Here is a 13190-nt window from a genome sequence, read left to right as displayed (position 1 = left end):
TAGGGTGGGCAAAGCGGAGCGTGCCCACCCCAACGCAGCTACTCCGCCGCAGTGCGCGGCTTGATGCGATACCTGCTCCCCGGATGGGTCCCGTCGAGCCTCGCACGCCCGCTGCCGAACAGCTTCTCCCGCAGCGTCCCCTTGGCATACTCGCTCTTGTAGCGGCCGCGTTTGGTCAGTTCCGGCACCAGCATGTCGGCGATGTCCTCGAAATCGCCGGGCGAGATCGCGAACGCAACGTTGAGGCCGTCGACATCGGTGTCCTCGAACCATTGCTCGATCTTGTCGGCGACCTGCTCGGGTGAACCGACCACGACCGGGCCGGCGCCGCCGATGCCGACATGCTCGGCGACCTCGCGCACGGTCCAGACCCGGTCGGGGTCGGCGCGGGTGACGTTGTCCATCGCGGAACGACCGGCTTCGTTCTGCACATGGCGCACCTCCTGGTCGAGCTCGTAGGTCGAGAAATCGACGCCGGTCCAGCCCGACATCAGCGCCAGCGCGCCCTCATGGCTGACGTGGCTGCGATACTCGGCGTATTTCGCCTTCGCCTCCGCCTCGGTCGGCGCCACGACGATGCACATCATCGAGAACATCAGGATCTCGGCCGGGTTGCGGCCCTTCTGCGCGGCGAGCTCGCGGATCGCCGAGACGCGCGGGCCGATCACCTTCGCCGACGGTCCCGACATGAACACGCATTCGGCGTGTTCGGCGGCAAACTGCCGCCCGCGCGGCGAGGTGCCGGCCTGGTAGAGCACCGGCGTGCGCTGCGGTGAGGGTTCGGAGAGATGGATCGCGTTGAGCCGGTAGTTGGTCCCCTCGTGGCGCACCGGATGCACCTTGCTCGGATCGGTGAAGATGCCGCGCGCGACGTCGCGGATCGCGGCGTCATCCTCCCAGCTGCCTTCCCAGAGCTTGTAGACCAGCTCCATATATTCGTCGGCGAGCTCGTAGCGGTCATCATGCGCGGTCTGCTTGTCCTTGCCGGCGCCGCGCGCGGCCGAATCGAGATAGCCGGTCACCACGTTCCAGCCGATACGCCCGCCGGTCAGATGATCGAGCGTCGACATCCGCCGCGCGAACGGGTAGGGCGGCTCGAACGAAAGGTTGCTGGTGACGCCGAAGCCGAGATTTTGCGTCACTGCGGCCATCGCCGGAATCAGCATCAACGGCTCGTTGGCCGGCGTCTGCGCCGCGTTGCGCAATGCGGCATCCGGATTGCCGGCGTAGACGTCGTAGACGCCGAGCACGTCCGCAAGGAACAGGCCGTCGAACCGGCCGCGTTCCAATGTCTTCGCGAGGTCCGTCCAATAGCCAAGCGTATTGTAGTCCTTGGTGCGGTCGCGCGGATGGGTCCACAGCCCCGGTGACTGATGCGCCACGCAGTTCATGGCAAAGGCGTTGAGCCGGATCTGTTTTGTCATTGTCGAAACCCCGAGCGCCGCTTCGAATTGATGCCCGGTCGCGTGCCGGGCGTCCCCATATCAACTTGTTGCGACTTCCCACGTTTTGGCAAGGGCCATTCGCGTTTTGCGCCCTTCCGGCCGCGACCCGATCCCGATAGGTTGCGCGCCTCAGGCGTTACTTCAAAGGGACAGTCATGGCGACACGGGCCGACGCGATCGCAAACGTGCGAGAGCATTTTCAATCGGGGCAGTTCCTGCAGGAGCTTAACCGCAGGGTCGGCTACCAGACCGAGAGCCTGAACGCCGACAAGGCCGACGCGCTGCGTGCCTATCTGACCGAGAATCTGCAGCCGGCCTTTGCCGAGCTCGGTTTCAAGACCCGTCTGATCGAATCGCCGACCGGCCGCGGGCCGTATCTGATCGCCGACTACCAGGAAGACGCCGCGCGGCCGACGGTCCTGACCTACGGCCATGGCGACGTCGTCGACGGCATGGTCGGCGAATGGCGCGACGGGCTCAATCCGTGGCAGACCACGGTCAAGGGCGAGCGCGTCTACGGCCGCGGCACCGCCGACAACAAGGGCCAGCACTCGATCAACATGGCGGCGCTGCGCGCGGTGAAGCAGGCGCGCGGCGGCAAGCTCGGCTTTAACGCCAAATTCATCATAGAGACCGGCGAGGAGATCGGTTCGCCCGATCTGCGCGAGGTCTGCGAGGCGCATCGCGAGGAGCTGAAGGCCGATCTGTTCATTGCGTCCGACGGGCCGCGGCTCTCGGCCGAGCGGCCGACCATCTTCCTCGGTTGCCGCGGCGGCAACCGCCTCCATCTCGACGTCAATCTGCGCGACGGCGGCAACCATTCCGGCAATTGGGGCGGCGTGCTCGCCAATCCCGCGACGATCCTCTGCAATGCGATCGCGAGCCTCGTCGACGGCAAGGGCCGCATGAAGCTCGAGATCCTCAAGCCGCCGCCGATCTCCAATCGCGTCCGCGCTGCGCTCGCCGACGTCAAGATCGAACCGTCCGCGGATGAACCGCAGCTCGCGGAGGATTGGGGCGAGGAGGGCCTCACCGCCGCCGAGCGGCTCTACGCCTGGAACACGCTCGAAGTGCTGGCGATGTCGACGGGCAATATCGACAAGCCGGCGAACGCGATCCCCGGCAAGGCGAACGCCGTGTTGCAGCTCCGCTTCGTGGTCGGCACGCGCTATCTCGAAGTCATCGACGCGGTGCGCGATCATCTGCACGGCAACGGATTTCCGATGGTGGAAGTGTCAGGCGCGCAGCGCTTCGGCGCCTCGCGCACCGACATGGACAGCCCGTGGATCGACTGGGCGGCCAACTCGATCCGCACCACCACCGGCAAGGCTCCCGCGGTGTTGCCGAACTTCGGCGGCTCGCTGCCCAACGACGTGTTCTCCGAAGGCCTCGGCCTGCCGACGATCTGGGTGCCGCATTCCTATCCCGGCTGCTCGCAGCACGCCCCCGACGAGCACATCCTGCTGCCGGTGACCGAGGAGGCGCTGACCATCATGGCCGGCCTGTTCTGGGATCTCGGCGAGGCGCCGCGGAAGTGACCCAGGCCGTTACGCCAAGCAAAGCCCCGTAGGCTCCCTCGCCCCGCTCTTGCGGGGTCGAGACGAGCGTAGCTCGCTCTTAGAGGGTGGGGTGAGGGGCTCTCTCCACGAGCGAGCTATAGGTGAAACCTGTACCCCCTCACCCGGATTGCATCTGACGATGCAATACGACCTCTCCCCGCAGGCGGGAGAGCTGAAGAGAGATGGCCAAGGAAATGAGATGACACTATCGACGCCCGTTAATACGCAGGCCGAAACTGCCACCAGGAAAAACATCACCCGCCTGATCGTTGCGACCTCGATCGGCAATGCGCTCGAATGGTATGACATCTCGGTCTACGCCTATTTCGCGGTCTACCTCTCCAAGGCGTTCTTCCCGGCGAATGATCCGACCACCTCGCTGCTTTTGACATTCGGCACCTTCGGCCTGTCGTTCATGATCCGCCCGCTCGGCGGCGTGGTGCTGGGCGCCTATGCCGACCGTCATGGCCGCAAGGCGTCGCTGATGCTGTCGATCGTGCTGATGACAATCGGCACGATGGTGCTGGCGGTGATGCCGACCTATCAGAGCATCGGCATCCTCGCGCCGGTCGCGGTGATCCTGGCGCGGCTGGTGCAGGGCTTCTCGGCCGGCGGCGAGTTCGGCTCGTCGACCGCGTTCCTGGTCGAGCACATGCCGGAGCGGCGCGGCTTCGTCGCGAGTTGGCAGTTCGCGAGCCAGGGCGTCAGCGGCCTGCTCGGCGCCGGCTTCGGCGCGCTGCTGACCACGCTGATGAGCCCGGACGATCTGCAGTCCTGGGGCTGGCGGCTGCCGTTCCTGTTCGGCGTCCTGATCGGCCCGGTCGGCATCTACATCCGCAACCATGTCGACGATGCGACGCCGCCGGCGGCGGGCAAGCAGGAGTCGCCCGTCAGGGAAGTGTTCGCGCGGCAGAAGCTCGCCACCATCCTCGCGATCGGCGCGCTCGCGGTGTCGACCGCGGTCAACTACCTGATCGTCTACATGCCGACCTATGTGGTGAAGACGCTGAACCTCGCGCCGTCGGTCGGCTTCGTCGCCTCGCTGGTCGCGCAGACCGCGGTCGCGATCCTCGCGCCGATCGCAGGCCTGGTGTCCGACCGGATCGGGCGCACCACGCACATGCTGCTGTTCGCACTGCTGCTGCTGGTGTCAATCTTCCCGGCCTTCCTGATGCTGACCGGCAAACCGACGCCGACGACCATCCTGCTCGGCGTGCTCTGGCTCGGCGTGCTCAAATCGCTCTATTACGGCCCGCTCGCCGCGCTGATGTCGGAACTGTTCCCGCCGGCGACGCGCGCCACCGGGCTCGGCCTCAGCTACAATATCGGCGTCACCTTGTTCGGCGGCATGGGCCCGGCGATCATGACCTGGATGGGTGGCTTTGCCATGATCGGCGAACTTGCGCCTCCTTATTACCTCACCGCGGTGTGCATCCTCAGCCTCGGCACGCTGTTGACGATCCGTAGGCTGCGGTTGGCGTAGCTGTTCGCCCTCGCCCCGCTCTTGAGGGGAGAGGTGAAAAAGCGGATTTCGTGCCACGAAAAGTGCTGCATCGCATTGCTGCAGAGCAGCGCAGATAGTTGAAATCAAAGTTTCATCTGACGAAAGTATACGATGTCGTGCCGCCATCATCCGCTCTAGGATGTTGGCTGATCAAGAGTTGCGATTGAGGGCAGGCATGAACGCGTCCACGACTGCGACCGCACGGGCGGCCCGGAAGCGGGCGCCGTCGGAGGGGGGCCAGGGCGACAAGTTCAACGCGATCCAGAAGGTCTGTGCGGTGCTGCGCGTGCTGGCGCAGCGCTCGCCGCTGCGTCTCACCGACATCGCCGATGCCACCTCGCTCAACAAGGCGACCACGCTGCGCATCCTCAATTCGCTGATCGAGGAGGGGTTCGTCAGCCGGGTCTCGGGCGCCAAGACCTATGAGCTCGGCCAGGAGGCGCGGGTGATGGCGGTCGGCGCGCGCCGCTCGGTCGATATCGCCGAGCTGGCGCAGCCGAGCCTGCTCCGGCTGTCCGAGCGCTCGGCCGACACCGCGCTGCTGTCGGTGCGCTCCGGCGTCGAGGCGCTGTATCTGGCGCGCTCGGTCGGCAGCAATCCGCTGCAGCCGAACTATCTGCAGATCGGCAGCCGCCGTCCGCTCGGCGTCGGTGCCGGCGCGCTGGCGCTCTTGGTATGGCTGCCGGACGCCGAGATCGAGGCCGTGATCGAGGTGATCGTGCCGCGCCTCGCCAAGTCGCCGCGCATCACGCCGAAATTCCTGCGCGAGAAGATCGCCGTCGCGCGCAAGGCCGGCCACACCGTGCTGATCGACGCGGCATTTCCCGGCATGGGTGGCGTCGGCGTCCCGGTCCGCGACGAGACCGGCGAGGTGGTCGCCGCACTCTCGATCGGTGCCGCCAGTGACCGCATCCGCCGCCGCGAAGGCGAGCTTGCCGATATGCTGAAGAAGGAAGCCCAGGTGCTCGCCCGCGCAATGGCGCAGGCGCCGAAGAACGGGCGGAGTATGAAGGCGGGGTAGCTCGTTTCACCTCGCCCCGCCTGCGGGGAGAGGTCGGATCGCATCGCAGATGCGATCCGGGTGAGGGGGAGCCTCCGCGAGCCCGATGGTCAGTCTTTGCGCGGAGAGAGCCCCTGACCCCAACCCTCTCCCCGTGAAGAACGGGGAGAGGGAGCACACCGTCGACGCGGGGGCAGCCTTACCTATCCAACTGCGTCCTAAGCCCCCTCATCCAGCGCGACCAGCTCACGCTTCTTGCGCAATGACGGCAGCAGCGGGCCGATCAGCAGCACGGCGGCGAAGGCGAGGCAGACGGCCGAGATCGGCCGCTGCACGAAGGTCATGAGATCGCCCTGCGACAGGATCAGCGACTTGCGCAGATTGTTCTCCAGCATCGGCCCCAGCACGAAGGCGAGCACCAGCGGCGCCGGCTCGTAGCCGAGCTTGCGCATGAAATAGCCGATCACGCCGAACGCGATCATGACGTAGACGTCGAACACGTTGTTGCTGGAGCAGTAGACGCCGATGATGGTGAACAGGATGATCAGCGGGAACAGGACGTTGTAGGGCAGCCGCAGCAGCTGCACCCACATGCCGATCATCGGCAGATTGAGCACCAGCAGCATCAGATTGCCGATATACATGCTGGCGACGATGCCCCAGAACAGCGTGGGGTTCTGCGAGATCATGAGCGGTCCCGGCTGCAGGCCGTGGATCACGAAGGCGCCGAGCAGCAGCGCCATCACCACGTTCGGCGGGATGCCGAGCGTCATCAGCGGAATGAAGGCGCCGCCGGCTGCGGAATTGTTGGCCGATTCAGGTCCCGCGACGCCCTCGATCGCGCCGTGGCCGAAGCGCTCCGGATGCTTCGACAGCCGCTTCTCCAGCGCATAGGAGGCGAACGACGCCACCACGGCGCCGCCGCCGGGCAGGATGCCGAGGAAGAAGCCGAGAATCGTGCCGCGCGCCACCGGTCCGGCGCTGGCCTTCCAGTCCTCCTTGTTGGGCAGCAGCTGGGTGATCTTGGCGTTGATGATGTCGCGCTTGATCGCCTGCTCGGTATTGAGCAGCACCTCGGCGACGCCGAACAGGCCCATCACCACGGGCACGAGGCCGATGCCGTCGATCAGCTCGATGCGGCCGAAGGTCAGCCGCGGCTGCGCGGTGATGCTGTCGAGCCCGACCAGGCCGAGCACGACGCCGATGCAGGCCATCAGCAGCGCCTTGGCCATCGAGCCCTGGGTGAGGAAGGTCAGCACCACGAGGCCGAGCACCATCAGGCTGAAATATTCGGCAGGCCCGAACGCGATCGCGATGCCGGCGAGCGAGGGCGCCACCAGCATCAGGGCGATCAGCGAGAAGGTGCCGGCGATGAACGAGCCGAATGCAGAGATGCCGAGCGCGGGGCCGGCGCGGCCCTGCTTGGCCATCTGGTGGCCATCGATGCAGGTGACGACCGAGGCGGCCTCGCCGGGGATGTTGACCAGGATCGAGGTGGTCGAGCCGCCATACATCGAGCCGTAATAGATGCCGGCCATCATGATGATGCCGGACTCGGGCGTGCCCGACAGCGTCACCGGCAGCAGCAGCGACATCGCCGAGATCGGGCCGATGCCCGGCAGGACGCCGACCAGCGTGCCGATGAAGACGCCGATGAAGCAGTAGAGCAGGTTGATCGGCAGCAGCGCGACGCCGAGGCCGTGGGCGACGTTGGCAAGAGTATCCATCACCGCGCCTCAGCCGATCTCGAAGATGCCGTGCGGCAGTTGAATGCCGAGCAGATGCTTCAGCACCCACCACATGCCTGCTGGCGCCAGGATGGCGATCGGGATCGCCACCGGCCAGCGCACCGGATCGATCAGGCGCAGCAGGAGCAGCATCAAGGGGATCGCCGACAGCAGGAAGCCGAGCGGCTCCAGCGCGAAGGCGAATGCGGTCAGGCAGAGGATGACCACGACCGGCTTGCCCCAGCGTGCATTCTCCCAGCGCGAGGCGAAGCTCGGCCCGCCCTCGGTGACCGCCGCGAGGATGATGCTGGCCGCGAACAGGCACATCAGGATGCCAGTGTAGAACAGCACATAGCCGGAGCCGGGATCGTTGATGGTGCCGAGCTTCAGCTTCAGGCCCGACCAGATCACGAAGAGCCCGAGCGCAAGCCCGATCAGCCCGCCCCAGAGCTCGGAGTTGTTGAGGCGGAGTTTGACGTTGCTGTCGTTGTTCATCGATGCGCTCGCTGTTAGTTCACCGTCACCCTGAGGTGGCGAAGCGCAGCGTAGCCCTCGAAGGGCGACGGTGCCCGTGTCCATCCTTCGAGGCGAGCCGCAAGCGCGGCTCGCACCTCAGGATGACGCCAGCGCTCGTGGTGCCTCCAATGGTTCTTTGGCCTACTTCTTCGCCAGCCCCAAGCTGTCGATCACCTTACGCTCGGAATCGGTGACCTCGACCACGAACTTCTTGTAGTCCTCGGTGTTCTTGTAGTTCGGCACCATGTCGTATTTGGCGAGCGTCGCGATCACTGCCGGATCCTCGACCGCCTTCTTGAAGGCGTCGTGCAGCTTGGCGACGATCTTGGGGTCCATGCCCTTGGGGCCGGCGATGCCGAACGGCGAGTCGTAGACCATGGGATAGCCGAGCTCCTTCAGCGTCGGCACATCCGGGTAGTTCGGCGAGCGCGCGCCGGTCCACACCATCAGCAGCTTCAGCTTGCCGGCGTCGACCAGCGGCCGCCAGCCGGTGGAATCGGCCTGCAGCATGGTGTGCTGTCCGAGCACCGCGGCGTTGGTCTCGGCACCGCCCTTGAACGGGACTTGAGTGAGCTTGATGCCGGCCATCGCGGCGATCTGCTCCATGCCGATATGCAGCGAGGTGCCGGTGCCCGGTGTCGCGTAGGTCACCTTGCCGGGGTTCTTCTTGGCGAAGTCGATCACGTCCTGCCAGCTCTTGAACGGCCCCTCCACGCTGGTGGTGACGCCGAAGGTGTAGCCGGTGAGGTGGATAATGTAGGAGAAATCCTTCGACGGATCCCACGACACTTCCTGCATCAAGGGCAGGCGGAACACGGTGATCGGGATCTGCGAGATGGTGTAGCCGTCGGGCTTGGCGCCAGCGGCCATGGTGGCCGGGCCGACGGTGCCGCCGCCGCCCGCCTTGTTGTCGATCGTGATCGGCTGGCCCAGCACCTTGGAAGCGCTTTCGGCGATCGCGCGCATCGAGATGTCGGTCGAGCCGCCGGCCGGCCACGGCACGATCAGCGTGATCGGCTTGGTCGGATAATCCTGCGCCTGCGCCGACGCAGCAAACAGCATGCCGGCGGCGGCGAGCAGGACCATCAAACGATTGCGCTGGGACATTCCTGGTCTCTCCCTTGCGGCCGCGTTGCGATCGCGCGCCGGTCTTGTTTTGTGTTGGCGTCGTTGTCCCCGTCATCGCAGGGACATCAAGGCGCATTGGACAGAACGGAGCGGGCAACGGAAGCGCGAATTGACCCTGCCGCGGCAACTGCGACAATTCGTCTGCGGCGATGTGCCGAGCCACGGAATTAGCCCGGGATTTTGCACAATGACGGGCGCGCTGCCGAGCTGTCCTCCGGGCCGCGCGCTGACCGGCATACGGCTTTTTGGTCAAGCGAATAATCAAAGGAACCCAAAAGCATGGGTCCCTTGCGAGACCGCACGCTTCCAGTCATCATGGCACCTCTCGCCGCAGGATCGCTGCCCGACCGATGACGCCATCGCCTGACGCCACCGACGACGCCGTCATCAGGACGTTTCCCGGCATTGCCGCGCTGCTGGACCAGACGCCGGCGCTCATCGCCCGCGGGCGGCTGCTCGATTGCGACTGCCTGATCGGTCCGATGCAGCGGCCGTTTTACGCGTCGATCCGCGCCGGCCGCATCGTCGAATTGACACAGGCGCCGATCCTGATGCGCTCCTGGCGGTTCGCCTATCGCGCGACGCCGCAAGCCTGGGTGGCGTACTGGCAGGCCGAGCCGAAGCCCGGCTGGCACGATCTGCTGGCGTTGACCAAGCGCGGCGAGGCGGTGCTGGAGGGCGACCTTTATCCGTTCATGACGCATCTGCAGTATTTCAAGGACCTGCTGGCGCTGCCGCGGCGGCAATTCGCGACGGCCGCCTCATGAGCGGCCGGATCGAGCACGGTCATATTGAGCCGATGGTCGGCCGCTACGTTCACGTCGAGATCGGCGGCGAGCTGCACCGCATCTATTTCGAGGAGAACGGCAAGGGCATTCCGCTGGTCTGCCTGCACACCGCGGGGTCCGACGGGCGGCAGTGGCGGCATCTGCTCGCGGATGGCGAGTTTGCTTCAAATTTCCGCATCATTGCCTTCGATATGCCCTGGCATGGCAAGTCGAATCCGCCCATCAGCTGGACCGGCGATGAATACCAGCTCACCACCGCACGCTACACCGAGACCATCCGCGCCTTCTGCCGTGCGCTGGCGCTGGAGAAGCCGGTGGTGATGGGCTGCTCGATCGGCGGCCGCATCGTGCTCAACCTTGCGATCGAACATGCGCGCGAATTCCGCGCGCTGGTCGGGCTCGAGGCGGCCGATTTCCAGGCGCCGTGGTATGACACCAGCTGGCTGAACCGCCCCGACGTCCACGGCGGCGAGGTCTGCGCCGCGCTGGTGTCGGGCTTGGTCGCCCCGCAAAGCCCGCCGGCGGCGCGGATGGAAACACTATGGGCCTACAAGCAGGGCGGCCCCGGCGTGTTCAAGGGTGACCTGTATTTCTACCGTGTCGATGGCGACTTGCGCGGACGGGTCGGGTCAATCGATACTAAAGTATGCAAGCTCTATCTGCTCACGGGCGAGTATGATTTCTCCTGCACGCCCGAGGATACGAGGCGGACGGCAGCGGCAATAGGGGGCGCCAGCGTCACGATCATGGAGAAGCTCGGTCATTTCCCGATGAGCGAGAATCCCGAACAGTTTCGCCGCTACATCGCCCCCGTGCTCGCCGACATTCTCACGCAATCGACCGATTCCACGCAAGGAGTAGACGTATGACACGCAAATACCTGATCGGCTTCGCGCTCGCCGCCGCGCTTGGCGCAGGCTCGGCGCAGGCCCAGGAACTGACCGGCACCTTGAAGAACATCAAGGACACCGGCGCGATCACCCTCGGCTTCCGCGATTCCTCGATCCCGTTCTCCTATCTCGACGACAACCAGAAGCCCGTCGGCTACGCCATGGACATCTGCTACAAGATCGTCGACGCGGTGAAGAAGGAGCTCAAGCTCGACAAGCTCGAGGTCAAGCTCAACCCGGTCACCTCGGCGACCCGCATCCCGCTGATGGCCAATGGCACCGTCGACCTCGAATGCGGCTCGACCACCAACAATGCCGAGCGCCAGAAGCAGGTCTCCTTCACCAACACCCACTTCCTGACCGCCAGCCGCTACGTCTTCAAGAAGTCGAGCGGGCTGAAGTCGATCGACGATCTCAAGGGCAAGACGGTGGTCTCGACCGCCGGCACCACCAACATCAAACAGCTGACCGAAGCCAACGTCGCGCGCAACCTCGGCGCCAACATCATCCCGGCCAAGGATCACGCCGAAGCCTTCCTGATGGTCGAGACCGACCGCGCGGTCGCCTTCGTGATGGACGATATCCTGCTCTCGAGCCTCGTCGCCGGCTCGAAGTCGCCGGACGACTACGTGATCTCCAAGGACGCGTTCTCCAAGCCCGAGCCCTACGGCATCATGCTGCGCAAGGATGACGCGCCGTTCAAGAAGGTCGTCGACGCCGCCACCGCCCAGCTCTACACCAGCGGCGAAGCCGCCAAAATCTACGACAAGTGGTTCAACCAGAAGATTCCGCCGAAGGGCCTGAACCTCAAGGTGGAGCTCGCGCCGGAGCTGAAGAACGAGTTCGCCAAGCCGTCGGACTCGCCGGATCCGGACAGCTACAAGTAAGTCTCGTGACGAGTGAGTCGCACAAGCGACGAAAGCTGCTTCCGTTCCCTCTCCCCGCCCTTCGCGGGGAGAGGGTCAGGGTGATGGGCTCTCTCCGCGAAGACGGTGAAAATCGGACTCGCGGAGAGCCCCCCTCACCCGGATCGCATCTTGCGATGTGATCCGGCCTCTCCCCGCAAGCGGGGCGAGGCGAAGAGATACGCAAGTCCGGTCATTTTTGGAGGAGAATGGCCGGACATTTGCATAGTGTTGGTGCATAAGCGTTCGATGCACATACGTCGCCGTGATCCGGCTGCGCGGGGGACCTGTGAACTATAATTGGAACTGGCACATCTTCCTTGAGCCGAACCCGATGGGGACGGGCACCTATCTCGACCTGTTGCTGGCCGGGTTGGTGGTGACCATCAAGACGGCGCTGCTCGCCTGGATCATCGCGCTGGTCTCGGGTTCGGTGATCGGCGTGTTGCGCACGCTGCCGTCGCGCACCGCATCGTGGATCGGATTCTGCTGGGTCGAGTTCTTCCGCAACATGCCGCTCCTGGTGCAGCTGTTCCTGTGGTTCTTCGTTCTGCCGGAATTGCTGCCGCGGGCGGCCGGGCTGTGGCTGAAGCAACTGCCGAACGCGGCGTTCTGGACCGCGGCGATCGGCGTCGGCCTGTTCATGTCGGCGCGCGTCGCCGTGCAGCTGCAGGCCGGCATCGGCTCGCTGCCGCGCGGGCAGAAGCAGGCCGCGACCGCGCTCGGCCTGACCACGGTGCAGATGTATCGCTACGTGCTGCTGCCGATGGCGTTCCGCATCATCCTGCCGCCGCTGACCTCCGAGTTCCTCAACACCATCAAGAACACGGCGGTCGCCATCACCATCGGCCTGATCGAATTGACCGGGCAGGCGCGCTCGATGCAGGAATTCTCGTTCCAGGTGTTCGAGGCGTTCACGGCGGCAACCGTGCTCTACCTGCTCCTCAATTTCGTCGTGGTGACCGCGATGCGCATGCTCGAGCGCTATGTCGCGATCCCCGGCTACATCACGGGCAAATGACGATGCTCGGCAATTTCGATTTCGACGTCATCCGCCGCGCGCTGCCCTATTTGTTCCTCGAGGGCATGCGCTTCACGCTGACTCTGACGGCGCTCGCAACGCTGGGCGGCCTGGTGTTCGGCACGCTGATCGCCTTGATGCGGTTGTCGAGCTACAAGCTGCTCGGGCGCATCGCGGGCTTCTATGTCGACTTCATCCGCTCGCTGCCGCTGGTGCTTGTCATCTTCTGGTTCTACTTCCTGGTGCCCTATATCGGGCAGTGGCTGACCGGCGCGTCGCGGCCGATCACGGTCGGCGCCTTCGCCTCCTCGCTGATCACGTTCATCGCGTTCGAGGCGGCGTATTTCTCCGAGATCATGCGCGCCGGCATCCAGTCGATCTCGCGCGGCCAACCGGCGGCGGCCAGCGCGCTCGGCCTGACCTATGCGCAGACCATGCGCTACGTTGTGCTGCCGCAGGCGTTCCGCAACATGCTGCCGGTGCTGCTGACCCAGACCATCGTGCTGTTCCAGGACACCTCGCTGGTCTACGTGCTGTCGATCCCGGACTTCCTCGGCGCCGCCAGCAAGGTGGCACAGCGCGACGGCCGCCTGGTCGAGATGTATCTGTTCGCCGCGCTGGTCTACTTCGTCATTTCCTGTGTCGCGTCCTACGGCGTCCGCCGCCTGCAGACGCGCATCGCCATTGTTCGGTAGCGAGAGGGCATG

The 13190-nt window shown here is 65.2% G+C and carries 12 protein-coding genes; 8 read left to right on the top strand and 4 right to left on the bottom strand.

Translation table 11 applies throughout. The annotated features are described in order from the left end of the window. Positions 1 to 38 precede the first annotated feature (38 nt). A complete protein-coding gene (locus JQ633_RS26895) occupies positions 39 to 1424 on the bottom strand; it encodes an LLM class flavin-dependent oxidoreductase (RefSeq protein WP_211988118.1) in 1386 nt (461 codons plus the stop codon). Positions 1425 to 1600: 176 nt separating this feature from the next. Between JQ633_RS26895 and JQ633_RS26890 the strand changes: the two genes are divergently transcribed. The 3 genes from JQ633_RS26890 (at position 1601) to JQ633_RS26880 (ending at position 5529) form a co-directional block, all read left to right on the top strand. Next, positions 1601 to 2983, top strand: a complete 1383-nt coding sequence (locus JQ633_RS26890) for a M20 family metallopeptidase (protein WP_211988117.1) — start codon at positions 1601 to 1603, stop codon at positions 2981 to 2983. Positions 2984 to 3203: 220 nt separating this feature from the next. Next, on the top strand, positions 3204 to 4487 hold the full coding sequence (locus JQ633_RS26885) for an MFS transporter (RefSeq protein WP_211988116.1): 1284 nt from the start codon (positions 3204 to 3206) through the stop codon (positions 4485 to 4487). A 196-nt stretch (positions 4488 to 4683) separates the two neighbouring features. After that, positions 4684 to 5529: an IclR family transcriptional regulator gene (locus tag JQ633_RS26880; RefSeq protein WP_211988115.1), complete on the top strand. Its 846-nt coding sequence runs from the start codon at positions 4684 to 4686 to the stop codon at positions 5527 to 5529. A 197-nt stretch (positions 5530 to 5726) separates the two neighbouring features. Here JQ633_RS26880 and JQ633_RS26875 read toward each other — a convergent pair whose 3' ends face one another. From JQ633_RS26875 to JQ633_RS26865, 3 genes are all read right to left on the bottom strand, one after another. Further along, the gene (locus tag JQ633_RS26875; RefSeq protein ID WP_211988114.1) at positions 5727 to 7235 is read right to left on the bottom strand and encodes a tripartite tricarboxylate transporter permease; all 1509 of its coding nucleotides are present in this window, start codon (positions 7233 to 7235) and stop codon (positions 5727 to 5729) included. Positions 7236 to 7244: 9 nt separating this feature from the next. Further along, positions 7245 to 7730 carry a tripartite tricarboxylate transporter TctB family protein gene (locus JQ633_RS26870; protein ID WP_211988113.1) on the bottom strand — a complete coding sequence of 162 codons (486 nt, stop codon included), beginning with the start codon at positions 7728 to 7730 and terminating at the stop codon, positions 7245 to 7247. Between the two features lie 162 nt (positions 7731 to 7892). Continuing rightward, entirely contained in the window at positions 7893 to 8858 is a 966-nt protein-coding gene (locus tag JQ633_RS26865) for a tripartite tricarboxylate transporter substrate binding protein (protein WP_211988112.1), read from the bottom strand. A gap of 371 nt (positions 8859 to 9229) precedes the next feature. Between JQ633_RS26865 and JQ633_RS26860 the strand changes: the two genes are divergently transcribed. From JQ633_RS26860 to JQ633_RS26840, 5 genes are all read left to right on the top strand, one after another. Beyond that, positions 9230 to 9646, top strand: coding sequence for a hypothetical protein (locus JQ633_RS26860; protein WP_211988111.1), 417 nt, complete (start codon positions 9230 to 9232; stop codon positions 9644 to 9646). Continuing rightward, complete coding sequence (locus JQ633_RS26855; protein WP_211988110.1) at positions 9643 to 10536, top strand: alpha/beta fold hydrolase; 894 nt, start codon at positions 9643 to 9645, stop codon at positions 10534 to 10536. Before JQ633_RS26860 ends, JQ633_RS26855 begins: the two co-directional genes overlap by 4 nt. Continuing rightward, positions 10533 to 11444 carry an amino acid ABC transporter substrate-binding protein gene (locus tag JQ633_RS26850; RefSeq protein WP_211988109.1) on the top strand — a complete coding sequence of 304 codons (912 nt, stop codon included), beginning with the start codon at positions 10533 to 10535 and terminating at the stop codon, positions 11442 to 11444. Before JQ633_RS26855 ends, JQ633_RS26850 begins: the two co-directional genes overlap by 4 nt. A 307-nt stretch (positions 11445 to 11751) precedes the next feature. Continuing rightward, entirely contained in the window at positions 11752 to 12483 is a 732-nt protein-coding gene (locus JQ633_RS26845) for an amino acid ABC transporter permease (RefSeq protein WP_211988108.1), read from the top strand. 2 nt (positions 12484 to 12485) lie between these two features. After that, positions 12486 to 13178 carry an amino acid ABC transporter permease gene (locus JQ633_RS26840; protein WP_211988107.1) on the top strand — a complete coding sequence of 231 codons (693 nt, stop codon included), beginning with the start codon at positions 12486 to 12488 and terminating at the stop codon, positions 13176 to 13178. Positions 13179 to 13190: the final 12 nt, after the last annotated feature.

Source organism: Bradyrhizobium tropiciagri (assembly GCF_018130505.1).
Taxonomy (GTDB): domain Bacteria; phylum Pseudomonadota; class Alphaproteobacteria; order Rhizobiales; family Xanthobacteraceae; genus Bradyrhizobium; species Bradyrhizobium tropiciagri_B.
This window is presented reverse-complemented; position numbering and strand designations above follow the sequence as displayed.